The following is a 23,234-nucleotide window of genomic DNA, read 5'->3' as shown; positions in this document are numbered from 1 at the left end:
AGAGATCTATGCCGGGCCATGCTGACGTCAGAGCTGATCTGAAGGTAATATGATCATAAACAAGCGCGGATCACAACCCGGGCGATCCCGCAAAAAAACCACCGAGATGGAGAGACCGACACCCCCAACCTCTGGGGGAAAACTGAGGGATCGGGGGCAGATCTGCCGTTTTTCAAAAGGGCGTAAATTGCCCGTTGATCCGCATAGATCCTCAATTTCCTTGCACAGGTGTCTCCTTTAAGTAATGTCACATTATAAATATTAGTGTACCTATGATCAAGCGATTATTCAAAAGCAAGATGCATGGGGGTGTTATGCCTTGTATTCACCAGATACTACCAAGTACCTTATTCACCTTAATCTTCAGGCAGAGGGGGTGGTCGAGAAACCCGATGTAGTTGGGGCCATATTTGGCCAGACTGAAGGGTTGCTCGGCGAAGACCTCGATCTGCGTGATCTTCAGAGAACGGGACGGGTTGGAAGGATTGATGTCCAGATCAGCAGCAAAAGGGGGGAGACGAAAGGAGACATTCTGATCTCCTCCTCCCTTGATCGTGCTGAAACCGCGATACTGGCTGCTTCACTTGAGACAATCGACCGGGTCGGTCCCTGTGTCGCCCATGTGGTGGTTGAGGGGATCGAAGACATCCGGGTCACCAAGCGGAGAAAGATTGTCGATCGTGCCAAAGAACTGCTGCTCGATCACTTCGAGGACGGCAGCATCGACAGTTATGAACTGCTCGATGAGGTGCGGGAGGCGATCAGAGTCGAGAAGATCGGTTCACTCGGGGATGAGAAGATCCCTGCAGGGCCGAATGTGATGGACTCCGACGCCATCATCATCGTCGAAGGCAGGGCTGATGTGATCAACCTGCTCAAGTATGGAATCAAGAATGCGGTCGCCGTCGAAGGGACCAACGTCCCCGCTCAGATCGTCGACCTCGCCGATAAGAAGACCGCGACGGCTTTCCTCGACGGGGATCGGGGCGGAGAATTGATCCTCCGGGAACTGCTCCAGGTCGCAGACATCGACTACGTCGCCTTCTCCCCACGGGGAAAGAGCGTCGAGGATATGGCGCGTAAAGAGATCATCAAAGCCCTTCGGAACAAGGTCCCAGTGGAGTATGTCAGGGATCAGTTCTACGGGGATGTGCCGGGGGAGAAGCGGACACAGGATCTCCGACCTCAAAAGCCCGGGGCTAGCGAGCAGAACTCAATAAAGAAGGAGAATGTGGAGAATGAAAACGAATCCACACCCACCTCTTTTGAACCTATATCAGAGCCAGCTCCTCCAGTTACCCTGCATGATCACATGGAGCGGGTAAGCGGGCACCTGATCGCACGATTTCTCTCACCCGAGTTTACAATCCTGAACGAGACCAGAGCTGACGATGTCGAAATGGCTATCGATCAGATGACCACCGAGGTGTCCGGCCTGGTAATCGATCGGGTAGTGGATCAGAAACTGCTCGACCGCCTGGTGGGAAAAGGGGTTGAATTCGTTGCTGCACGCGATTTTAATGGAATTATCAAACGTCCGCTCTCGATTCGACTGATGAAAATCGCCCAGTGAGCAGGCGGAACAGGTATATATAATAAAACTTACTATTTTGTTCTGAAGAGGTGGGACTATTCACAAGGACGAACTAATCATGCTCCATCAAATGCTCACTGAGATCAAGAACTATTTTGAAGAGAATAGCCCTGAACTGATGTTCACCCAGTATTATGCCCTGAAAATAACACCGAAACATGTGCAGAGGAGTAAACTGGAACACAAATATGCTATTTTTGTCCTCGGCTCCGAACTGGCCAATGCGATGAAGTTCGTTGAGTTCTCCGCATCAGGCAGGATCTCCGCACGCATGAAGGAACTGGCAGATAGGACGCTCAAAGAGATTGAATGTCAACATTAGTTGAACGAATTCGTTGAACAGATCCCTTTTTCCTGCTCACCTCCAGATCTGTAGTATGCATGTACACGTCAGATGGAACTCTCCCACCACCAGGGGGAGTCGACAATGACCGACCCGCAGAAGAGAAACATTGATGAAGAGAAACTGATACAGGATGGTTATCTTGGATTGGCCGGGTCCCTGGAGAACAGCCCTGACCCTCATATCCGGCAGTACGCAGCCCACCTGCTCGGAGGAACTGGGGAAGAGCGGGCGTTGCCGAACCTGCTTCAAGCCCTGCACGATCCCGAGAAGGGGGTTCGGAACCTGGCCATGCAGGCGCTTGTAAACCTCGGTACCCCGGCGGTCGATCCGTTGCTGGACCTTCTCTCCGACCATCACTGGGTGATCCGGTACAGGGCAGTTGAGGCACTGGGATTGATCGGAGATCCACGGGCTGTCAGGCCACTGGTTCACCTGCTCTCTGATGAAAAGGATCATGTTCGATACATGGCAGCAAAGGGGCTCGGCAGAATCGGAGGGCCAGAAGAGATCAGTTCATTGATCCATGCCCTCTCCGACAACAACGAGTTTGTCAGGCGGTCCGCAGCAACCGCACTTGGGGCGGTTGGAAGAGGGGACGAACAGGCCAGAACGGCACTGCACCGAGCAGCAGAGAGGGAGACCGACCCAGCTGTCAAAACCGCGATCGCCGGGGCGATCAGGACGGTCGGGGATGGGCAGGGACAGTAGACTGCGCAATCCGTTCCTTCCAGTAGCCTTCGCAGTCCCCGCTGCTGCAGTACCCGCCCGATGCCAGGTGGTCGGCATCCATCTCCCCGAGGGCACGGGTCAGGTCGGCAGATGATGGGTCTATCAGGATCACCTGACGTACTGTAAACTCCTCCATCAGATCGACCAGAACCGGCAGATCTGCAGGCGGGATCGCGATCACAGGCTGGTGTTCGAGGAGGAGGCGGAGGGCTGCAGGGTCGGGGTGTTCGATGAAGAGGAGGGTCTTTCCCCCGGCCAGGCCGTCAGCCTCGGACTCGGTCAGATCTCTGCCGCAGTGAACCAAGTGACCGCCCACCCCGGCGTCCCGCATCGCCCGCATCAGTTCCCGGTAGACCCCGGTCAGTGCTTCCACGAACTCATCATCGTCCCGGTAGCAGTGGTCGGGATCGGTCAGTCCCAATTCAGATAAACCGGGAAGGGCGCACCAGCCACCCCGGTACAACCCGGTGATGATGGTTGCATCCATGCGGACCTCTGCAGGATCCGCGTACACCTCCTCCTGAACCACCCTGTCGGTGATTCCTTTTAACGAAGAGAGGACCCGTTCTGCATAAAAACGGCCACCTGCCGAGGGGTGATCGATCCCGGCCAGGATCTGAGGCCGCAACGAGGATTCGAGTTTATAGGTGATCAGATCAGCCTCCCTCCCGACCGGCCGCTCTGACACCCAGGTCGAGAGCGTGGCAAGGTCAGGGGTCTCCACCTCAGAACCCAGCGATCTCGTCTGTATTCGCACCATTCCTGCCATATATTGTACCTATTTATGCCATCATCCACTAATAGTGTATCATGAGTAAAGGACCCATACTGGTGACCTGTGGACTGCCGTACACCAACGGACCCTGCCACCTGGGCCACCTCCGGACCTATGTGCCCGGGGATATGTATGTCCGGTACCTCCGCCACCGTGGAGAAGAGGTGGTCTTTGTCTGCGGTTCAGACAACCACGGCACTCCGATCGTCGTCAGTGCCGAAGAGCAGGGGGTCACACCAAAGGAGCTCTCCCTGAAGTATCATCATCACTTTGAAGAGACGTTCATCAAGATGGGAATCCGATTCGACCGGTTCGGAATGACCGATGGCAAGGCGAACCATCACCGGACCAGGGAGATGATGCAGAGACTGATCGATAAGGGATACATCTACTCGGCGACGGTCAGCCAGAGTTACTGTACCACCTGCAGCAGGTTCCTCCCGGACCGGTATGTGGAGGGGATCTGTCCGCACTGCGGGGCTGTAGCACGCGGCGACGAGTGCGACCAGGGGTGCGGCAAGCACCTCGAACCGGGTGAGATCAGAGACCCGGTCTGCAAGGTCTGCGGGACCAGAGCAGAACTGCGGAGTCAGGAGCATTTTTTCTTTAAACTGAGCGCGTTTAAAGAGTTCCTGGGCACGTTTCTGAAAGGGGTCAGGGGTACCGACAACGCAAAAAACTACGCACTGGGCTGGGTCAATGACGACCTGCATGACTGGTGCATCACCAGAACGCTGGACTGGGGTGTCAAGTTCCCTGGACGGGACGACCTCGTCGTCTACGTCTGGGTGGACGCCCCGGTCGGGTACATCGCCTTCACCGAGGAGTGGGCGGCCGCCCATGGGCGCGACTGGCGCGAGTTCTGGTGTGGAGACGGGGAGATCACCCACTTCATCGGCGGCGACATCACCTATCACCACTGCATCTTCTGGCCGGCCCTGCTGAAGGGTGCCGGATATGGCGTGCCATCTGCAATCGTGGCGAGCGGGATGCTGAAGATCGACGACCACAAGTTCTCCAAGTCACGGGGATACGTGGTCTGGACCAACGATGACTACCTGGACCTCGGTCTGCCGGCCGATTACCTCCGGTATTACCTGCTCGCCTACACCAGCCACACCAAGGAACTGAACTTCTCGTGGCAGGCCTTCGCCGATCGGGTCAACAACGAACTGGTGAACACCTTCGGAAACTTCGTCCACCGGACCCTGCACTTTGCGCATGCCCAGGGGATCGGGATCCCCGACCTGGACGCAGACCAGGAGATCCTGCAGCGGATCGACGAAACGATCGCGGCAGTCGACACTGCCATGGATGCATTCGAGTTCAAGAACGCCGTCGACGCCGTGATGACTCTCGCGGCCTTCGGTAACAACTACATTCAGACCGCGGCCCCCTGGAAACTGATCAAGACCGATCGGCCGGCCGCGGTTCAGGTGATCCGGAACTGTCTGCAACTGGTCAGGGCCCTGGCCCTGCTGATCGACCCGACGATGCCCGAGACGGCGTCGAAGATCTGGATGATGCTGGGAGAGACGGACCAGGTCCGGGACCACCGAACATCCGAGGCAACAGAGCCTCTGACAGCCGGCGAACTCGCCCCCCCCACCACCCTCTTCGCACGGATGGAGGAGAAAGAGGTGGCGACACTGGAGAAGACACTGATGATGAGAGTGGAAGAAGCAGAGAAGCGAGGTCAACCCACCGAGGAACTGATCTCCATCGATGAGTTTGGAAAGATGAAATTGATTGTCGGGACGGTCATATCGGCAGAGAAGATCCCAAAATCCTCAAAACTGCTGAAGTTGATCGTGGACCTCGGATCAGAGAGACGGCAGATCGTCAGCGGGATCGCCAAGTTCTACGATCCCGAGCACCTGGTCGGGTCCAGTGTCGTTGTGATAGCAAACCTGCAACCAGTCACGATCTTCGGCGTCGAGAGCAGGGGTATGATCCTGGCGGCCGGCGATAATGCAGCCCTGCTGACCCCCAACCAGGCGGTCGAGCCGGGGACACCGATCCGGTAAACTCTTCCACTCATCTCTAAAAAAACCTTTTTTTCCTTTGGGGACCGAACACCAGAGAACTGTTTTCCCTATTTCTCCATCAATCCCTTCACCCATTCCTGATTTGTCCAGAGAGCACAGCCCCCATCGGTCTCAATCAGTCTGGAGTGGTTCTCACGGATCTTCTGCAGAAAGTTCGATCGCAGACCTTCCTTTAGCGAAACAGTTGCAAGATTGGCATCCGAAAAGGGGGATGCCGGGCAGGGTTCGAGATCCCCGGACGGGCTGACATGTACAAAACCTCTGCCTGCAGCAAGACATCCCCCATAGACATCCTCATCGCCGGGGAATTCAATGAAGAGTGCCGGATATTTTTCTGAAAACAACTGGATGGCAGTGTTCAGTCTCTTCCGCTGATCAGGAGTCAATACAAGATTCCTGGTGCCGGATTCGATCGGAACATATTCGACAAATACAAAGGCTCTGATACCTGCATCGAGCAAAAATTCGATGAACCGTTCATCAAGTACCTGATCGATAGTACTGCTGGTCACGGTGACCGAACAGCCGGTGAAGCCTCTTCTGGACTTCAGGATCGAGCAGGTTGAGAGCAGACGATCATAGACCCCAGGACCTCGTCGACAGTCCGTCTCCTGGCGGAAGCCCTCGATACTGATGACCGGGACGATGTTTTTCTGGGCTGCCAGCGAAGCAGCCGTCTCTTCCTCGATCAGTAGACCATTAGTGAAGACCGGGAAGAGGATCTGCGGCAACGATCGGGCGAGATCGACGATCTCTGCTCTTCGCATCAGCGGCTCCCCACCGGCGAGGACGATGACCGATACGCCAAGATCCGCCGCCTCAAAGACAACCGATCGGAGGACCTCAGGGGTCATCTCCGGTACAGCCGAATTCTGCCGTTGTCTCATATAGCAGCCTGCACAGGTCAGATTACATCGCGAGGTGACACTCACGATCATCACTGGTGGAACAAGAAGCCCTTTTCTCTCGTTCTTTCTGCGGAGGAGCGCACCTTTTTTCTGATATCGGAACAGGTTGGTGCCGGCGATCAAGAGGGTTGGGTCATCCCGAATGATCCGCAGCGCCTGGTTGAGAGTTTCAGTGATCGTCCCATCGAACAGATCTCGATAGCCTCCGGCTGTCTTGGCATCTTCCTCTGGGCCAGAACCTGCGACAGGATTCATGAAAAACGTCTCATGTTATTTTATTGAGTCTGTAGTGAAAACCGTTGTTATTCCTAATCCATGAGATCCTCTGTTTATATGCAGCAATCTCCAGGACATATCAGTTCCAAATCACCCTTAGAGAAGGTACCCGGAAGAACAATCCCACTGAACAGGAAGAGCGATCTCTGGAAAAAACAAGAAAGAAGACGGGCCTGGAGGGATTCGAACCCCCGACATCCGGGTTAGAAGCCCGGCGCTATGTCCTGGCTAAGCCACAAGCCCCGTGATAATTGATATTAGCAGTCCCGGTTTATTAATCCGTCGAAGAGAGGAAGAGGACTTCCTCATCCGGCATGGCAGCAGGTGACTTTTAAGACTTCTACTGTGGTAGGCTGGATCGTCTCCAGCGGCGAGACCTCCTTCACCGACGAGTTCGCGCAGTACCGGACCTGAATTCTGGCCGCCATCCGTTCGCGCTCCTCGAAGTGAGAACCATAGGAGAACTCGATGATCCGCTTCATCGTGATCCCGATCGAGAGTACATCGACAATGATCCCGTTATCACCGATAGCAAGGTCATCGCGATCCACATCGGTCATGAAGAGATGGCTTCCCGGGTCGACCCCGGAGACGGTGATCACATTGTGCGCACTCTGAACCTCAAGGGTGCGTGGACGTCCGCGCTTCAGTTCTTTGATAACCTCAGCAGATATTCCGGTTAATGCAGCACACTTCATCCAGATCACCCGTACATCGGTAGATTTTCTCTCTTCTGAGGCCCTTCAGCAGAGGATTGAACCTCTTCGGCGAGTTTATGCATCGTCGCCTCGATCTCATCGGCCTGTTCTAGCAGCGGCTGGATGTCCACCTCAAGGTTGTACATGTGGTTCAACACCTCAAGAGAGGCAACGGCTGCTCGAGGGTCGGGGGCGTTGACGGTCTCACCCAGCAGACCGATCGCCGGGATGCCGCGGATCTTGCACTCGGTCATCAGACTGCTGGCGATCCCGGAGATCGAACCCACTGGCAGAAACTCGGTCACATCCTTGATCCGCTCGAGCAGTTCCTCGGTGGTCGCAATCCCAAAGACCCTCTTCTGATCGTCCGTGGTGACAACCCCTGCCAGGGCCACCACCTCCTTGATGTGGAAAGGCATCAGCCAGTCCACCAGTCCGTTGGCGACTTCGTAACAGATCATCGGATGGATCGGAATATCGGCAACGATAGCGACGATCGCATCCTTCTGATAGATCCTGACCGGCACATTGATCAAACCCTTCGCCATCATCGCAAACGGGGGGAAGTATTTGCTGGTCATCGTCCCGATCTGTTTGAACTCCTTCTGATCGACCAGATACTGAAGGGCGATTGAACCAACAAGGCCGCTCCCGGGGAACCCCATCAGAATTGTGGCCCCGTCCCCGGAGATGGGCTCTGAGATAATTCTGATATCATACAAGGCTTCTGGTGACATTAGTTTAACATAGTGCATCTTCCTAAAAAGTATTATGGAAGAATTCCAGATTAAACGTGGATTTACTAAAGAACTCGATAAAAATATGGTCCAGCAGCTGGTCGAATGCTTCAACGTTGAGCCTGTCGAGGCGGACGGGCATTACACGATCACCTTCGGGGCCCTGAAGCGGTTCGATGTCTCGCTGGGTTCTGCCGGGAAGAGTATCGTCGTCGACATCGAGGCGGACCCTTCGATCGATGACGATCAGTTGATCCTCGATACGATCAGGAGACGGAATACCTATCTGCAGGCAGTCACCGGATTCACGTCAAAAGAGCGGGTCAAAAAAGCGAAGAAGATTGAGTGAACTAAAGATATCACTCAATAATTATCGCTGGTTTGAAGGGCAGGGCCGATCCTGCCTTTGTGTGAACACTCTCTTCTGCCCCGACGATCTTCACGGGAATTCCAAAACTCTCTTCAAGGAATCCCTGTGCGGCATAGAAGAGTGCCAGCTCGTCAGGAGCCTCAGTGAGCAACTGTTCGATCAGCTGCGGCGGGAGCCGATGGACCAGGGTGATGCACTGTTTAGCCGTCTCGGCTGCGGCCTTCCCCCTGGCACGCATCTCCTCGTTCTTCATGACCTCACCCACCCCGGCCTTCCGGTCTGATGAACTGGCGATGAGCGCGAAGACCTGCTGCTTCCATGCAGGGGCGACCGCGATCTCGATCGACGACGGAGTGATCTGGATCAACTTCATGATCGACTCGATATCCTCGACGGTTCGGGCGAGCAACTCCTCGGCCAGCTCGACCGACGGCAGGATCTTCTCCTGCTGGGGGACCGGCCAGGGTGCCACAGAGACGAAGCCCTCCTCTCCCATCTGGTGCCAGAGGGCCTCGCAGGTGAATGGAATGAACGGGGCGAGCAGCCTGACCCAGACCTGGCAGAGTTCCCGGATGGCAGCGTTACAGGCCGATCCTGCGGGCACCCGGCGCCAGTACCACTTCAGGTCGGCTTCGATGGCAAAGAACGACTCCTGAAGCGCCTGGCGGGTCTGGAAGAGTTCGAGGGCATCGGTGGTCTTCTGAATATGCCGTTGGAGCCGGCTGATCAGCCAGGCGTCGATGGGGGTCTGATCCCCGGTGACGGTCATCCCTTCGGTGACGGTCGCATAGAACCGCTCGATCTGTTTCCTGGTTGAGGCGACCAGTTCGTTCCGCCAGTCAAAGTCCTGCCAGGGCTCTGCACTGCCCATCAGGAACATTCTGACCGTATCGGCCCCGAACTCCTGGACCGCGTCCTCGAGGAGGAAGACGTTCCCCTTGCTGGAGGACATCTTGGCTCCGTTCAGCAATCCCATCCCAAAGACGACGATCCCCTTGGGCTGATACTGCTCTGGGAAGATCGCGACATGATGGAAGACCTGGAAGGTCAGGTGATTGGAGATCAGGTCCTTCGCTGAGAACCGGAAGTCATACGGATACCAGTACATGAATTCTGCTCTGAGCGCATCCAGCTGCTCCCTGATCGGCAGGTCGGGAGACTCGGTCCCAAGGAAGATGTAGTCAAAGACCGCCGGCGTCAGCAGCGCCGGATCGATCTCCCGGATCCTGTGCGCGATCGTATAGTAGGCCATGTAGATCGTGGAGTCGCTGAGCGGCTCAAAGAGCCAGGTCGGATCCCAAGGAACTTTCGTCCCGAGCCCGACCCTGCGAGTGCAGGCCCAGTCCTTCAACCAGTCCACGGTCCGCTCGAACTCGGCACGGACCTCGGTCGGGACCAGTTTGATCCGTGGCAGGTGTTCATGGACCTGCTCCTTCCAGACCGGGTCGCTGTACTTCAGGAACCACTGGTCGTGGAGGATCTTCACATAGACCCGGCTGCCGCACCGGCAGATCACCGGTCGGTGGTCGAACTCGTACATCACGGCTGAACCGTACTCGGCGAGCATCAGATCGGCGACGGTATCCCGTGCCACCCGCACAGGGGCGCCCCCATACTCAGGATACAGTTTCCCCTTTGCGAACTCTGCTGAGTAGACCTCCTGGGTCAGCGCCTCCATCCGGACGTCATGTTGGTTGGTGATATTGGCACGCTCAACGGCGTCCTTCGCCGGAACCTTGCCGTAGCCCTCGACCGTGATCAGCGGCACCGGAACGATATCGGTGTACTGCCCCTGCTGCTGCAGGTCGCGGAGCGCAATATAGTCGAACGGGGCATGGGCCGGGACGCTCATCACGATACCGGTCGCCATATCCGGGTCGACGAAATCAGCTGGCAGGATTCTGACCTGACCTGCAAGCGGATGGGTGACCATCTGGTCGACCAGGGCACTGCCCGGGATCTCTCCGATCACCTTTACGGCGTGATCCTGCATCGCGAGCTTGTCCGCTGCCTCACGGCTGACGATCCAGACGACCCCATCCACCTCTGCCTTCACATAGGTGACCGTCGGGTTGACCCAGAGGTTCGTGACCCCATAGATCGTCTCGGGACGCAGGGTGGCTGTCGGGATCAGTCCCTCCTCGCTCTGGTACATCACCAGCGTGAACTTGATCACCTCGGCCTTTTCTCCTTCAAGCAGGTCGTGGTCGCCAACCGGATTGTCGTCCTGCGGGCAGTACCTGACCGGGTGGGCACCCTTGGCCACATGACCGTCGTTGTAAAGATGGGAGAACTGCCACTCGACAAACTTGCTGTACGTCGGGTCGACCGTTGTGAACCGCCGCCGCCAGTCGATCGAGAGGCCGCACATCCGCATCACCCGCTCGTACTCGTTGCTGAAGTGGTTGACGATGGCGAGCGGGTCGGTGAACTGGTCCAGTACCTGCTGCGGCACCCGATACAGGTCGCGATACAGATGAATAGCCGCCTCGTCCCCGCGAGCGATCCGCTTGGAGATCCCAATCACCGGGGCGCCGGTCACATGGAACGCCATCGGGTAGAGTACCTGCTTTCCCCGCATCCGCCAGAACCGGGCGATCACATCCGGGACCATATAGGTCCGGCCATGCCCCACATGCATGGCACCGCTCGGATACGGGTAAGCGACCGTGATATAGAACTTCTCCTTATCAGAGGGGTTCGCCTCAAAGAGGGTCCCCCACCGTTCCCTGCATTCGCTCTCCAGTTTGTTCATATCAAATCCGTTCATTCATACCGCCTCGTTATACCGGCCTCATCCGTATCATCTCTCCATTCGTGTACCGTTTCAGCATCTCCTGTGCGATCGTGCTGCTCTTGGCCAGGTGGATCTCTCCGGCTTCGCTGACGGTCGCTGTGAAGAGATACTCCTTGCCGGCAAAGACATCGACGATCTTCCCGCTCTGCTCAGACGAGATGATCGAGAGGTGCTTTCTATCCGTCCGGATCCGGATCCCTCCCTCAACAGGGAGAACCTCTTCCACCACCGGACGTGCCACCTCCAGTTCAGTCAGGGGCCGGATATCGATCCCGACACCGACCTTGTTCACAATGGAGGCGACATTCTTTCCACCCTTTCCAATCGCCGCAGGAACGTCCTTGTCCTCGATGTACACGACGGCCTTACTGTCGCTGATCATCTTCACTTCAACCGAACCGTCGGTGTACCTGCCGATCTCGCGCTGGATATCCTTGGCGACCATCCGCCAAGCCGGCTTCTCCTCATAGGTCTCCGGCTCGATCTCCGCCTCTTCGAGCACAGGTTCCTCTACTGGTTCCAGAGGACCCACCAGTTCGGGGACCGTCTCCTTTTGTGGGGTAACACCGAGGTTTACCGGCATGATGACCGTCTCACCTTCTGTCCTGAAGATCTCGAGCACCAGCCCACCAGTCTCAGCGTCGGTGACCGTGATCACCGGTAGATGCCGGGTCTCCGCCGGCATCGAGGCAGGAACCTTCAGCCCGAAACTCAGGTCATAGATGCTACTGATATCCCCGTCACTGACAAAGATGATCGAGTTCACTACCTGTGAAAGAACACCAAAGTCCACCCGGTCCGAAAATCGCTGCAGGGCGGCGTGGACGTTCTCCGCATGGAGTACACCGATCATCCCGACCCCGGTCAACCGCATGTCTGAGAAGATTCGAAAGTCCTCATGTTTCCGAAGTTCGTCATAGATCACATAATCAGGCCTGAGCAGCAACAGCATCTCGGCTGTCTTCTCCATACTGCCATCCAGGGCTGTGTACTGAGTGATCAGGTCAGGCACCTGCATATCCCGTGGGGCCTCCATCGTCTTGACTACGGATCCCCGATCAGAGAGGTGAATGGCGATGTTCTGAACCAACGTAGTCTTGCCTGCTCCGGGTTCCCCAGCCAGTAGTACACCCCGTTTCTCATCGGCCAGCCTGTTCTTTACAAGGTGTGCCTTCCGATAATTCTCCAGCGATATATCGACTACAGGACGGACCGCCGTGATCTCCATCCCATCTGAGAAGGGGCGGCGAGCGATGGCAATCCGCATCGAACCAATCTGCACGACCGTGATCCCGCGTCCTTCAGATTCCACAAATCCATCTGGATCCCGCTTTGCACGCTCAAGGATCTCTCGTGCCAGTCCGATCAGTTCATACTCGCTGGATGGCTGATCCCTGATCCGGACGAGCCGCTTTTCGGTGATCGATCCCTTCCTAGCATAGGGGGGGACTCGTTCCTTGAGGTAGACTGCCAGTGTCTGTTCATCGAAGTACTGGTCGATGCCGAGGGGGGTGAAGTCGCCGATCTGCGGTTTCATATATTGAACATCAAGCCCCTTGGCCCTGGCCACTTCAGACTGCACACTGTCACTGGTGATGAACTTTGCGTTATGTTCTATTGCCACGTTTCGGATCATTGCATCAATCTCTCCACCACTGGCCAGTTTCACCTGTTCGAGCGTCGGCCTGACACCCACGAACTGTATTTCTATCAATTTCTGCTCTGCCATTTTGCAGAGTTGCTGGAGTTCAGTCAATCCACTGAACCCGATCTCTCGTCCCTGATTCGCCTGCGACTCAAGTTCAGCCACCACCGCTTCGGGTATTATTATTGTAGCGCCGGCATATTCTCCCTTTTTTATCATAGATGTGATGCGTCCATCAATAACGACGCTCGTATCGGGCACCAGTTTCATAAAAAATCACCATAATTTAGAGGATATTATTCTTTATTAGCATATACCTTGTCTGGATTGAAGACCTTCGACAAGACGTGTTCACCATCGATAGTTCTGAAAAAACAGGATCGGTATCCCATGTGGCAGGCTGCCCCTTCCTGGTCGACCAGATAGAGGAGACAATCCTCGTCACAGTCCACCAGAATCCGGTTTACATGCTGCAGATGACCACTTTCTTCCCCTTTTTTCCAGATCTTCTGCCTGCTCCTGCTGAAGTAGTGAGCGAACCCGGTCTCCCTGGTGAGACTGACCGCCTCGTCATTCGCATAAGCAACCATCAACACATCCCGTGTCTTCTGGTCCTGGACAACCACCGGGACCAGTCCATCTTCATTGAAGTGAGGATTCATACGCTCATCCTGCTATCATCCGCGCTAACAACCAGTAGATAGGATCCCCCACGGTCAGAGACATCAACAGCCCTGCCGTGATCGGCACGATGAACGGAACTGCATACGAGATCCAGACAGTGCCAGCCTTTCGATAGAGCCGCGTCTCCTCGACATAATCCCCCGGGTGAAGACGAAGGTTCCGGGTGTAGACCCGCTGTCTGCCCCCGAGCATCATCTTCAGCGTCTCAAAGAACCCGAAATACCGGCGCTGCAGGGCACCGCCCTCAAGTGAGAACTCCTCCATCACAAATCCATAGGTCCGGGTCAGATCTGCACTGTTGACCGGGAATCCCATGAACTGACAGATGAGCGGACCCCTGTTCCCCCTGATCCGGTTGATGAGAAAGATCCCGACCGGAGCGATCAGAGCGAAGATCAACGAATTGACCAGCACGGTGAACGGGAAGAAGCCAGTCGCGGTATAACCAAGCAACGGCTGGGCCGGAAAAGTCGGAATCAAGAGCGAGATGAAGATCAGAGCCCAGGCATCCGCCCCGCCGAAGAGACCGAACGAGGCACAGAGATAGAAGAAACCTGAAAAGATCAGGGCTGCGATCAGGTACCGCCCACCGAGCGTCCAGTCCGACAGAGTCAGATAGAAGAGAACTGCAGCAGGAACCGAGATGACCAGCATCGGGTACCAGGTCTTAAACGGTACACGTCGATCTCTGATATCGAGAACCGAAGCGTACAGCAGCGTGAACCCGATCGCCACTGCCGCGATTAAAAGCGGGATTATCATCATGATCTGCAGATACTGCTTGTCTGTATTCTGGTTTATGTCTAGTGCTCCTGCAGGAGATGAAAACCAGGAGATACCATCAGCAGGGCGATCAAAAAGAGAGAATTGTGCAGGACATCAGAGCCCTGGGGTTCAACGGGAGAGTGTGAAGGAATCGATGTTCTCGTTCCCGTACGAGAAGACCTTCAACACATGGGTGCCCTTGGTCAGATGGATCGACACTGCTGGAGAGGTAGCGAAACGGTCCATACTCAGGGTCTGCCGGAGCCAGGCCGCGGCACTGACCGATTTATCGTTATCATCGGTGACGACTACGTACTGCTTGTCCGAGACCGCCGCTGCGCGGAAGGTGAGTTGATAGGTGCCATCCTGGGGAACAGACACGGTGTACTTCAACCAGTCACCGTACTTGAGATTCGAAACATAGTAGAACTTTTCAGTGGCATTCCGCTCGATCTTCACCCCACCAACACGGTAGATGCTGTACTTGTTGGATGAACCAGAGTAGTGGTACCCCACCCCTTCACCACCCATATCATAGTCCTCTGCCTCGATCTGGGACGGGAGAATGTGTCCGACATAGGGGACCTGGAATGTAGATGATGAAGTGGTCGACGTGGTGTTCGGAGAGACATTCGCCGTGGTGGTCGGCTTGGTCGTGACCGGCTTTGCAGTGACGTTCGATACAGCACCGTCCTCTGACTCCATCACGAGCGGGCACTGGTCCACATTGCCGGACTTCAGTGTGTAAGGAACGGTGGAGATACCGTTCTCTTCCTTATCCACATTGACCTGGGAGAATCCATCCCCTGCCGGCGTTGCCCAGTAATTTCCGCCAGTAACTGGTCCCCCAATGATATTTCTGCCGCTGGTCACCGATCCACTCCAGGTGTTGGACCCGGTCGACCCGACGAACCCGACATTCTTGGCATTGTTCAGTTCATTGTTGGTGATGGTGTTCCCTGAGGATGAGACGATGGAGATCCCATCACCCTCATTCCCAAAGATATGATTATCGGTGATGGTCGTCCCAGTCGAGGAGGTGAGCACAAGCCCGTGGGTGTTGCCGCGCAGGATGTTGCCTGTGATCGAGACACCAGTACCCGGGTTTAAGGAGATACCAAAGTAGTCGCTTCTGGCGTCAACATTCCGGATGGAACTCGATTTGACGTTCCAGAAGTAGACACCGAAGTACCAGTCCTTGACCACAATATTGCGGACTGTCACATTGCTCAGGGCGGACGAGCCGTGTACGAGGACACCGCACGAGTTGCTGACATCATTCCCCGAAATTATGTGGCCGTTTCCTTCAAGTTTGACATCAGAGGATCGAATCTCAATGCAGACTGGTTCGCTGGTGCTGGTGATATCCTTCTGCAGTTCATAGGTCCCAGGGCTGTCGATCACCACCGGTCCAGTTACGTCGACTGCCGATGCTGAAGAGATGAGGAACAACCCGGCGACGAGCAGTCCCAGCACCACACTCATTGTAATTCTGGTTCTCAAATTTCCCTTCATCTTCACTCCAGATGCACTTGCTCGATCATAAATAACAGAATCACCGGTATAACTTCAAAAGAAAACCAGTGGCAATGCATGTGTATTTGTTACACGTCCATATTAGTGTTATTATTTTACCCCCACCCACCTGTTCATCAAATTCGGGAAAATTTGGGATTTTTTTAAAAATTAACGGTAAATAGAGGACATTGAGGTAGATGAGAGAGATCAAGTCACCCACGATCACGATTTAGAGAGGCATCGATTGATCTCATCGGCGAGCAGAGTCATTGCCTCAAGTTCACGCGGACCACCACAGCGTCTGACGATAGCAGAGTGATGGTCTATCAGTTGCTTCAACCAGGGGTCCCGGTTGACACAGTATCTGGTTGCATGTACGGTGGCCTCGATCACGCTGGAGAAACCGCGGTTCACCGGATATACCTGCATATCGCAGATCTCCTCGGCGATCGGGATCAGATGCACCAGCAGCGTCGCTCCAGTCTTCCGGACCACCTCAACCGAGAAGGCGGTCCAAGCCTCGGCATCAGCCAGCCGGCACATATCGACCCCGTCGACCGTGAACTGCGTGAACGCTCCAGGTGCCAGATCAGAGAACGCCGTCTGGACATAGAGGACTGGGTCATGAGTCAGGTTCGCGACAAGTCGACGATCCCGCTCGACCAGTGCAGCCGTGTGGCTCGTCAGGAAGAGCGCTGCCTGCAGAGTACCTGCGCGTGAAATGATCCCAATCGGAGCGGCGTTCATCGCAATGGTCGCAATCACCTCATTGATCCCATCCCTCATCAGTCCCACTGCCAGCCCTCCCCGAGCGCGGTAAAGATCGAGGCGATGATGATGTCGGCGAGTGACCCGGGATTGACCTTCTCGGCGATACACCAGGCATCGAGCGATTCGACGGACTTCTGTCCACGCAGCACCTCAGCCGCCATCAACCGGGTCTGTTCGGCCTTCGCCCGTCCCAACTTCTTGACGATGAAGGAGTCCTGTTCGGTGGCGAGCAGGTTCAGAAACGCCGCCGGGATCGCAGCTCGCGAATCCTCATAGGCGAGCAGGAAGTCTGCGGTACGCCGGGTCAGGGCGAACCCGTTCACCCACTCGCGGGCGACCATGTCCTTCTCTGCAGAGTGGACCATCAGGTCATAAAGGGTTATTTCCCGGGTTCTGATCTGCTCGATGGCTGCCGGGTCATGCACATCGAGTTCATCCTCAGCACAGACCCGTACCTCGGTCAGCCCGAACGCACGGTAGAATTCAACCGCGTCCTGGACCGTCGTCGTACTGACCTCCCTCACTGCTCCAACGAGGTCGCCTCCGCAGATCAGCGGCATCAATAGGATGAACGCACCAAAATGGGTGTTTCCCCCGCGGTGGAAGGAGGTCGCCTGTACGGCCTCCCGGATCAGCGTTCCGATCCCGGTAGCCCGCTGTTCAGCCCGTTCGAGGACAGGTCTGACCATCAGCGTCGACGCAAGAAAGTGCTCCAGCCGGGTGTCGGGATAATCATGGCATCGGTCAACATTTCCCGGCTTGGGGGAGGCACAGACCTCGAGCATCATCGCGAGCTGGGCCTGGTCGGCCCTGCTTGCCCCTTTACTCCTCATGAAAGACCCGATCCATGATCCTGTCGGCGAGCCGGTGTTTATAGCGCATATAGTCCTTCTTGGTGAAACCGAACTGCTGGATCGTCATGTCCCGGAACATACACGGGGACGACGACTTGCAACACCAGGCCAGCGACCCGAAACAGGTGTGCTCCCCCTCCTTCAGAGGGGTCTTCTCGACCGCCTGCTCCTTGAACTGCCGGTAATCGTCCCGAGTCATTCCGATCTTCTCCAGCATAGGGAGGAGCGGGCAGTCCTTGACCGGCATGCAGCAGAAGGTCAGGGCCCGGATATCCCCGCCCCTGCAGAGTTGTTTGGGAGAGTTGTACCATCCCTCTTCATCGGCGTATCGGGTGATCGCGGCATCAAGACCGGCAAGGGTCCGTTCATCGGCCTGTCGCGCAAGCGAGACAAGATCTGCGCCATGGGTGAACATGTCGCGCATCCGATCGAAGGAGGTGATGGAGTTGTTTGCGATCAACATCAGCGGGCAGGAGTTCCGGATCTGCCGCAGTTTAGAGTAGCCGTAGTCCATCAGGTCGACATGCAGGATATCAGCCCCGGCCTTCCAGAGCCGTTTCGCCAGGACACGGTCGTCGAGGACGACGCCAGCGCGAATTTTCACGGAGACCACGACACCGGCACTCTTCAGAGCGCGGATGATCGCATCGAGTTTATCCGGGTGTTCGAGCAGGTACTGCCCTGCGCCGGCTTCCATCATCTCCGGCTGACGACAGTGGGCATCGACCTCATAGATGACCCGGGTTCCAAACGCTTCGGCGATGCGCGTGAACGCTTCTGGGGTCGACCCGCGGAGGTTCAGACCGATCACCAGGTCCGATCCTTCCAGCAGTTCGAGCTCCTCTGTCAGTGCCTCTACCGGGTCCAGATAGATGAATTCGGCCCGTCCCTGCGCAACCAACCTCTCTGAGGCCTCCATCGTCGGTTTATCGATGGAGAATCCGCCAAGAAATGCAACACCGACATGGGCTGCCCGGGCGGCCGCATAGGCACCGTCGACCATTCCGGCCATCGATGCCAGGGCCACCGGGGTCTTGACGACCTGATCATTGATCAGGAGTTCGAATCGCTCATACTGCTCGCTCATGTGGTGATATTCATTAGGTTTTTATTGAGATAGTTATTTGGGTCAGAGGGAGAGGAGGGTGTATCCCTCCCTGGACCGTTGCAGCGGGATCTCCTCCCTGCACTCATCGATAGAGATCCCCGGGCAGGTCCCATATGCGCGGACCACTTTCTCCCAGGGGACCAGATAGGCCTCGTTCGCCTTGCCGGGCCCCGGTCGGAACTCGACGGCCAGGTACCCACGCCGGCCGGTCTTCTTCATGAACGCCGAGATCCCGTCGACCTGATGGACATTGTGCTTGTCGGCATGGAAATGCTGGGTGAAGTAGACCTTCTTCCCCTTCAAGGATTTGCACTCCACCGAGAGGTAATACTTCGGATCGAGCGAATCGACCAGCACGTCCACGTACTGCATATTGAACTTCTGCTGCTTGAGCCGGTAGGCAAAACCCTGCAGCCCCTCCTCTGCGAAGAACCGGTTGAAGCAGTGAACCACCTCCAGCTCAAAATCACCCATACAGGTATATTGGGTCCCTGATCAAAAAAACGGATTGGTAATATTTTTTAGATCATAATGTCGTACACAGTACCACATGAGTAGCAAAGGATTACTACTGGTGGGGCATGGCTCCAAGTTACAATATAATAAAGAACTGATCCTTGAGACAGGAAAGATGATCACCGGCAAGTCCTCAGAATTCATGGTGAAGTGCGGGTTCATGTCGATGAACGAGCCGAGCGTCGAAAAAATGCTTGAGGAGTTCTCGCATACAGCCATCGACGTGCTCGTCGTGGTACCCCTCTTCCTGGCAAAGGGCGTCCATATCGAGAAGGACATCCCATCCCTGCTCGGCCTCCCCGAGGGGGGACGGAAGGGCACGTTCAAGACCGATAACGGGACCATCCCCCTGGTCTATGCAGAGCCGATTGGGGTCGACCCGCTGCTCGCCGACCTGATGCTGAAGAACGCAGAGAACGCACTGAAACTGGTCTGAACCCGGTATGCGTCTCCTTGTGCTGGATACGATCCACGGCGGCGGGGTGATCGCAGCCGCGCTCGCCGCACAGGGGCACCAGGTGGATGCGGTGGACGTGTACCGCGGCGAAGGCGGGGTTCCAGAGGAGGTAGCGATGGAACAGCAGTACGATCTGCTGATCGCACCGGTTCACCTCGATCCGACACATCCCCTCCTCCACCACCATCGATGCCCGGCGATCACCCACCACCAGGCGGTCAGGTGGATCCTCGGCAACCAGGTACCCCATCCGTTCATCGAGGTGACCGGGGCACAGGGAAAGACGACGACTGCAACGGCCCTGGCCTTTCTGATGAAGGGGCCGGGGATCCTCCACACCTCGACGGGCACCTACCAGTACCCGGAAAAGAAACTCCTCTTTCAGTCGAGCATCACCCCAGCTTCAGAGATAGCAGCGGCAGAAGCAGCGCTTGCGATCGATGGCTGGATGATCGCAGAGGTCTCCCTTGGGGTGACCGGGGCCGGTGACCTTGCTATACTCACCTCAGGGAATGACTACCGATGTGCAGCCGGGACGCGATCGGCGCTCGAAGAGAAGATCAGGTCCGTCGCTACGGCATCGATCGTCGTTGCACCCCTCGATGTTCAGACCGCCCACCCGCACCAGGTCAGTGTCGACCAGGCGACCACGATCCGCGACGACCAGTGCCAGTTTACCTACCAGAGAACGACGGGTCATTTCAAGAACACCCTCCTCCTTCTGCCCGCCTACCATTCTCCGCTAGCCCTGGCGACCACTGCAGCGCTGATCCTCGGCCTTGACCCATCCGGGCTCGGGGGGTTCGAACCGCTCGACGGGAGGATGAAGATCAGTACAAGAGGCCAGACCCTGATCGTGGACAATGCAAACAGCGGGGTCAGCAGGGTCACGACCAGAGAGGCTGTAAATACAGCCCGCAGCATGAACCCGAAGATGCCGGTGACCCTGGTGATAGGGGAGGAGGCCCACGCCGTCTGCGAGGGGTTCTCCCCCCGGGAGATCAGGGCGGCGATCGCAGAGACCTGGCCGGCATCGGTGGTGCTGGTCGGGGAGAAGGCCCGGGCGCTGCTGTCCGGCCTGCCGGACGATCAATTCCTGGCGGCGGAGACGCTCGCAGAAGCCGTGCCGATGGCAGAGAAACTGACACCACAGGGAGGGTCCATTGTCCTCGCTGTGAAGATGTGGAGATGACCTATGGACTATATCCAACCAAGACCAAGTTCAATCGTAGCGGCACTCTATACCGCCAGGGACCTGAAGGTCGATGTGGCGATCCTGCACGGCCCTTCGGGATGCTCATTCAAACACGCCCGGCTGCTGGAGGAGGACGGGATGCGGGTGCTGACCACCTCGCTGGCGGACAACGAGTTCATCTTCGGCGGCCAGGAGGCGTTGGAGCGGGTGCTCATCCGTGCAGAAGAGACGTTCCACCCAAAGAGGATGGCGGTGATCGGCACCTGCGTCTCGATGATCATCGGCGAGGACCTGCAGTCTGCACTGCATGCGACGACGGTCCCCTCGATCGCGGTCGATGTCCATGCCGGGTTCAAGGAGAACATTGAAGGGGTGATCCTCACTCTGGTCGCCGCCGCAGAGGCCGGCTGGATCAGCGGTGAGGAACTGGAACGGCAGCGGAGGCTGCTGGCCGCGGCCAATGAAGTCGAACGGCTCCGTGGAGCCGCGAGCAGGACCTATATCGAACCCGAGCGCGGGGACCTGAAGCATACCGCGGCACAGCGGCTGCTCGAACTGGCCAGAAGTGGGGCCCGAGGGATGGCCGTCATGAACGCCAAGAAGGAGACGGCCTACATGTTCGCTGACGAACTGCTCGCCCTGCACGAGGTGGCGCCCGACGCACCCGTCCGGTACCTGGCCAACCTGGAGCAGCGCGGCCTCCCCAAGGTCCGGTTGGATGCAGAGCGGATCCTCCAGGGGCTGGAGGCCGGGGGGCTGACCCCCGAACTGGTCGGGGCGCTCGACGAGTACGGGGCCCTCGGCGACCAGATTGGGGAGGAGATCATAAAGACCGACCCGGAGTTCATTCTGCTCGTCGGGGTTCCGCACGCCGTCCCAGCCCGGTATACCGAGGGGCGGGAGGTCTTCTCGATCACCAACGGCCCCCGGCAGGTGGCTCCCCTTCGGGAGCTGGGGCACCAGCACGTGCTCGTCGAGGTGGACCTGCACCCAAAGACCTTAGGCGTCCGTTCGATCGTGGAGAGCGAGTTCGGAGCGGTGCTGAGGTCCCTTCGATGAAGACGCTGCTGATCGCCGGCGACCGGTCGGGGAGCGGCAAGACCTCGATCACGCTTGCGCTGGCGGCGCTGCTCAGGAAACGGTTCTCAGTCCAGACCTTCAAGGTCGGGATGGACTACATCGATCCCTCGTACCTGACGGGCGTGACCGGCCGGCCCTGCAGAAACCTGGACGGCTACGTGATGACCGCCGACGAGATCCGGGGGATCTACAACCACGGCTGCCAGGGAGCCGAGGTGGCCCTCGTCGAGGGGGTCCGGGGGCTCTACGAGGGGGCGGAGGCCCTCTCCAACAAGGGCTCGACCGCCGAGGTGGCCAGGCTGCTCGATCTGAACGTGGTGCTGGTGATCAATGCCCGCTCGATCACCCGGAGCGCGGCCGCGATCGTCAAGGGGTTCATGGCCTTCGACCCGGAGGTGAAGATCTGCGGGGTGATCCTCAACAACGTGATGGGGGAACGGCATAAGGAGAAGGCGATCACCGCCGTCGAGCACTACTGCGGGGTGCCGGTGATCGGAGCGATCCCGCGACTCGAGGAGATGCACCTCGCGATGCGCCACCTCGGGCTGGTCCCGTTCCGGGAAGGGGAGGAGGGCAGCGAGTTCCGCGACCGGATCCAGGCGATCACCGACCTGATCGGGCAGTACGTCTCGGTCGACCGTCTCCTGGAACTGGCCGGCGACGTCACGCCCGCCCCGTCCCCGGAGTATCTCCGCCCTGCCGTAAACAGGGATCTGACGATCGGCGTGGCCTACGACGAGGCCTTCAACTTCTACTATGCCGAACTCTTCGACATCCTCGCCGCCGGGGGTGCCGAGGTCGTCCGGTTCAGTCCGGTCCATGACGCCCTGCCCAGAGCAGACGGCTACATCTTCGGCGGAGGATACCCCGAACTCTTCGGGGCCGAACTTGCGGCGAACACCCAGATGCGGGAGGCGGTCAGGGCCGCAGCTCTGGCCGGGACGCCGATCTATGCCGAGTGCGGGGGGCTGATGTACCTGACCGAGGCGATCGTGCTGAAGCAGGGGTGGCAGCAGAGCACCCAGGAGCAGACGTACCGGATGTGTGGTGTCTATGCCGGCAGGACCGTGATGCCGGCGGCCCGCGTGGTCACCTATATCGAGGGGAGCAGCGCCGCCGACTCCCCGATGGGGGCGTCCCGGTTCCGGGGCCATGCGTTCCACTACTCAGACGTCGACCTGACCAAGGAGACCCGGTACGCCTACACCCTGACCCGGGGAGTCGGGATCACCGGGGACGCCGACGGTGCGCTCTTCAACAATACGCTCGGTGCCTACTGCCATCTCCACCCGGTCAGCAGCAGGGAGATGTTCGCGGCCTTTCTTCACGCCTGCAGGTCTGGCAGGACCGAAGCGTAAAGGAT

22 protein-coding genes and 1 tRNA gene are annotated in these 23,234 nt (G+C 57.3%); 9 read left to right on the top strand and 14 right to left on the bottom strand.

Annotation, left to right across the window (positions count from 1 at the left end):
- Positions 1 to 319 precede the first annotated feature (319 nt).
- From dnaG to MPAL_RS03520, 3 genes are all read left to right on the top strand, one after another.
- On the top strand, positions 320 to 1,573 hold the full coding sequence (dnaG, locus tag MPAL_RS03530) for a DNA primase DnaG (protein WP_012617385.1): 1,254 nt from the start codon (positions 320 to 322) through the stop codon (positions 1,571 to 1,573).
- Positions 1,574 to 1,631: 58 nt separating this feature from the next.
- Positions 1,632 to 1,916 (top strand): UPF0058 family protein, encoded by a 285-nt coding sequence (locus MPAL_RS03525; RefSeq protein WP_048145145.1) that lies wholly within the window; start codon positions 1,632 to 1,634, stop codon positions 1,914 to 1,916.
- A 72-nt stretch (positions 1,917 to 1,988) separates the two neighbouring features.
- Complete coding sequence (locus MPAL_RS03520; protein WP_236610419.1) at positions 1,989 to 2,648, top strand: HEAT repeat domain-containing protein; 660 nt, start codon at positions 1,989 to 1,991, stop codon at positions 2,646 to 2,648.
- On the opposite strand, the gene MPAL_RS03515 is transcribed toward MPAL_RS03520, so the two are convergent.
- The gene (locus tag MPAL_RS03515) at positions 2,617 to 3,393 is read right to left on the bottom strand and encodes a hypothetical protein (protein WP_148208118.1); all 777 of its coding nucleotides are present in this window, start codon (positions 3,391 to 3,393) and stop codon (positions 2,617 to 2,619) included. The two genes, MPAL_RS03520 and MPAL_RS03515, sit on opposite strands and share 32 nt — an antisense overlap.
- Before the next feature lie 86 nt (positions 3,394 to 3,479).
- Here MPAL_RS03515 and metG point away from each other — a divergent pair, with 86 nt between their 5' ends.
- On the top strand, positions 3,480 to 5,471 hold the full coding sequence (gene metG / locus MPAL_RS03510) for a methionine--tRNA ligase (protein WP_012617381.1): 1,992 nt from the start codon (positions 3,480 to 3,482) through the stop codon (positions 5,469 to 5,471).
- Between the two features lie 68 nt (positions 5,472 to 5,539).
- On the opposite strand, the gene MPAL_RS03505 is transcribed toward metG, so the two are convergent.
- From MPAL_RS03505 to MPAL_RS03490, 4 genes are all read right to left on the bottom strand, one after another.
- Positions 5,540 to 6,655, bottom strand: coding sequence for a radical SAM protein (locus tag MPAL_RS03505; protein ID WP_012617380.1), 1,116 nt, complete (start codon positions 6,653 to 6,655; stop codon positions 5,540 to 5,542).
- 189 nt (positions 6,656 to 6,844) lie between these two features.
- Positions 6,845 to 6,919 (bottom strand) — tRNA-Arg (locus MPAL_RS03500).
- A 62-nt stretch (positions 6,920 to 6,981) separates the two neighbouring features.
- Positions 6,982 to 7,374 carry a DUF473 domain-containing protein gene (locus tag MPAL_RS03495; protein WP_012617379.1) on the bottom strand — a complete coding sequence of 131 codons (393 nt, stop codon included), beginning with the start codon at positions 7,372 to 7,374 and terminating at the stop codon, positions 6,982 to 6,984.
- 5 nt (positions 7,375 to 7,379) lie between these two features.
- Positions 7,380 to 8,111 (bottom strand): proteasome assembly chaperone family protein, encoded by a 732-nt coding sequence (locus tag MPAL_RS03490; protein ID WP_174255659.1) that lies wholly within the window; start codon positions 8,109 to 8,111, stop codon positions 7,380 to 7,382.
- Between the two features lie 34 nt (positions 8,112 to 8,145).
- Here MPAL_RS03490 and MPAL_RS03485 point away from each other — a divergent pair, with 34 nt between their 5' ends.
- Positions 8,146 to 8,460 carry a DUF5611 family protein gene (locus MPAL_RS03485; protein ID WP_012617377.1) on the top strand — a complete coding sequence of 105 codons (315 nt, stop codon included), beginning with the start codon at positions 8,146 to 8,148 and terminating at the stop codon, positions 8,458 to 8,460.
- Between the two features lie 10 nt (positions 8,461 to 8,470).
- Here MPAL_RS03485 and leuS read toward each other — a convergent pair whose 3' ends face one another.
- From leuS to MPAL_RS03440, 9 genes are all read right to left on the bottom strand, one after another.
- On the bottom strand, positions 8,471 to 11,251 hold the full coding sequence (leuS, locus tag MPAL_RS03480) for a leucine--tRNA ligase (protein ID WP_012617376.1): 2,781 nt from the start codon (positions 11,249 to 11,251) through the stop codon (positions 8,471 to 8,473).
- A gap of 13 nt (positions 11,252 to 11,264) precedes the next feature.
- On the bottom strand, positions 11,265 to 13,193 hold the full coding sequence (locus tag MPAL_RS03475) for a PINc/VapC family ATPase (RefSeq protein WP_012617375.1): 1,929 nt from the start codon (positions 13,191 to 13,193) through the stop codon (positions 11,265 to 11,267).
- A gap of 26 nt (positions 13,194 to 13,219) precedes the next feature.
- Positions 13,220 to 13,585 carry a phosphoribosyl-AMP cyclohydrolase gene (gene hisI / locus MPAL_RS03470; protein WP_012617374.1) on the bottom strand — a complete coding sequence of 122 codons (366 nt, stop codon included), beginning with the start codon at positions 13,583 to 13,585 and terminating at the stop codon, positions 13,220 to 13,222.
- 4 nt (positions 13,586 to 13,589) lie between these two features.
- Complete coding sequence (locus MPAL_RS03465) at positions 13,590 to 14,372, bottom strand: A24 family peptidase (protein WP_012617373.1); 783 nt, start codon at positions 14,370 to 14,372, stop codon at positions 13,590 to 13,592.
- Between the two features lie 129 nt (positions 14,373 to 14,501).
- Positions 14,502 to 15,857, bottom strand: a complete 1,356-nt coding sequence (locus MPAL_RS03460) for a NosD domain-containing protein (protein WP_048145143.1) — start codon at positions 15,855 to 15,857, stop codon at positions 14,502 to 14,504.
- Positions 15,858 to 16,112: 255 nt separating this feature from the next.
- Entirely contained in the window at positions 16,113 to 16,676 is a 564-nt protein-coding gene (locus MPAL_RS03455) for a DUF447 domain-containing protein (RefSeq protein WP_012617371.1), read from the bottom strand.
- Entirely contained in the window at positions 16,676 to 17,494 is an 819-nt protein-coding gene (locus MPAL_RS03450; RefSeq protein ID WP_012617370.1) for a triphosphoribosyl-dephospho-CoA synthase, read from the bottom strand. The genes MPAL_RS03455 and MPAL_RS03450 overlap by 1 nt, the downstream gene beginning before the upstream one ends.
- On the bottom strand, positions 17,484 to 18,602 hold the full coding sequence (locus MPAL_RS03445) for a methanogenesis marker 9 domain-containing protein (RefSeq protein ID WP_012617369.1): 1,119 nt from the start codon (positions 18,600 to 18,602) through the stop codon (positions 17,484 to 17,486). Before MPAL_RS03445 ends, MPAL_RS03450 begins: the two co-directional genes overlap by 11 nt.
- Positions 18,603 to 18,644: 42 nt before the next feature.
- Positions 18,645 to 19,097 carry a PDDEXK family nuclease gene (locus tag MPAL_RS03440; protein ID WP_012617368.1) on the bottom strand — a complete coding sequence of 151 codons (453 nt, stop codon included), beginning with the start codon at positions 19,095 to 19,097 and terminating at the stop codon, positions 18,645 to 18,647.
- A gap of 76 nt (positions 19,098 to 19,173) precedes the next feature.
- Here MPAL_RS03440 and cfbA point away from each other — a divergent pair, with 76 nt between their 5' ends.
- The 4 genes from cfbA to cfbB are packed head-to-tail and all read left to right on the top strand — an operon-like array spanning position 19,174 to position 23,229.
- Positions 19,174 to 19,575 (top strand): sirohydrochlorin nickelochelatase, encoded by a 402-nt coding sequence (gene cfbA, locus MPAL_RS03435; protein WP_012617367.1) that lies wholly within the window; start codon positions 19,174 to 19,176, stop codon positions 19,573 to 19,575.
- 7 nt (positions 19,576 to 19,582) lie between these two features.
- Positions 19,583 to 20,788, top strand: coding sequence for a coenzyme F430 synthase (gene cfbE, locus MPAL_RS03430; protein WP_012617366.1), 1,206 nt, complete (start codon positions 19,583 to 19,585; stop codon positions 20,786 to 20,788).
- Positions 20,789 to 20,791: 3 nt separating this feature from the next.
- Entirely contained in the window at positions 20,792 to 21,850 is a 1,059-nt protein-coding gene (gene cfbD / locus MPAL_RS03425) for a Ni-sirohydrochlorin a,c-diamide reductive cyclase catalytic subunit (protein ID WP_012617365.1), read from the top strand.
- Entirely contained in the window at positions 21,847 to 23,229 is a 1,383-nt protein-coding gene (cfbB, locus tag MPAL_RS03420; RefSeq protein ID WP_012617364.1) for a Ni-sirohydrochlorin a,c-diamide synthase, read from the top strand. The genes cfbD and cfbB overlap by 4 nt, the downstream gene beginning before the upstream one ends.
- The last annotated feature ends 5 nt before the right edge of the window (positions 23,230 to 23,234 follow it).

This window comes from Methanosphaerula palustris E1-9c, from assembly GCF_000021965.1.
GTDB lineage: Archaea > Halobacteriota > Methanomicrobia > Methanomicrobiales > Methanospirillaceae > Methanosphaerula > Methanosphaerula palustris.
Note: the sequence above shows the minus strand (reverse complement) of the source record. Positions and strands in the feature narration are given on the sequence as shown.

Coding starts and splice junctions, on each gene's coding strand:
- MPAL_RS03520 (WP_236610419.1), top strand. CDS start 1,989: ATGGAACTCTCCCACCACCAGGGGGAGTCGACAATGACCGACCCGCAG.
- metG (WP_012617381.1), top strand. CDS start 3,480: ATGAGTAAAGGACCCATACTGGTGACCTGTGGACTGCCGTACACCAAC.
- MPAL_RS03505 (WP_012617380.1), bottom strand. CDS start 6,655: ATGAATCCTGTCGCAGGTTCTGGCCCAGAGGAAGATGCCAAGACAGCC.
- MPAL_RS03495 (WP_012617379.1), bottom strand. CDS start 7,374: ATGAAGTGTGCTGCATTAACCGGAATATCTGCTGAGGTTATCAAAGAA.
- MPAL_RS03490 (WP_174255659.1), bottom strand. CDS start 8,111: ATGTCACCAGAAGCCTTGTATGATATCAGAATTATCTCAGAGCCCATC.
- MPAL_RS03485 (WP_012617377.1), top strand. CDS start 8,146: ATGGAAGAATTCCAGATTAAACGTGGATTTACTAAAGAACTCGATAAA.
- leuS (WP_012617376.1), bottom strand. CDS start 11,251: ATGAACGGATTTGATATGAACAAACTGGAGAGCGAATGCAGGGAACGG.
- MPAL_RS03475 (WP_012617375.1), bottom strand. CDS start 13,193: ATGAAACTGGTGCCCGATACGAGCGTCGTTATTGATGGACGCATCACA.
- hisI (WP_012617374.1), bottom strand. CDS start 13,585: ATGAATCCTCACTTCAATGAAGATGGACTGGTCCCGGTGGTTGTCCAG.
- MPAL_RS03465 (WP_012617373.1), bottom strand. CDS start 14,372: ATGATGATAATCCCGCTTTTAATCGCGGCAGTGGCGATCGGGTTCACG.
- MPAL_RS03460 (WP_048145143.1), bottom strand. CDS start 15,857: ATGAGTGTGGTGCTGGGACTGCTCGTCGCCGGGTTGTTCCTCATCTCT.
- MPAL_RS03455 (WP_012617371.1), bottom strand. CDS start 16,676: ATGAGGGATGGGATCAATGAGGTGATTGCGACCATTGCGATGAACGCC.
- MPAL_RS03450 (WP_012617370.1), bottom strand. CDS start 17,494: ATGAGGAGTAAAGGGGCAAGCAGGGCCGACCAGGCCCAGCTCGCGATG.
- MPAL_RS03445 (WP_012617369.1), bottom strand. CDS start 18,602: ATGAGCGAGCAGTATGAGCGATTCGAACTCCTGATCAATGATCAGGTC.
- MPAL_RS03440 (WP_012617368.1), bottom strand. CDS start 19,097: ATGGGTGATTTTGAGCTGGAGGTGGTTCACTGCTTCAACCGGTTCTTC.
- cfbA (WP_012617367.1), top strand. CDS start 19,174: ATGAGTAGCAAAGGATTACTACTGGTGGGGCATGGCTCCAAGTTACAA.
- cfbE (WP_012617366.1), top strand. CDS start 19,583: ATGCGTCTCCTTGTGCTGGATACGATCCACGGCGGCGGGGTGATCGCA.
- cfbD (WP_012617365.1), top strand. CDS start 20,792: ATGGACTATATCCAACCAAGACCAAGTTCAATCGTAGCGGCACTCTAT.
- cfbB (WP_012617364.1), top strand. CDS start 21,847: ATGAAGACGCTGCTGATCGCCGGCGACCGGTCGGGGAGCGGCAAGACC.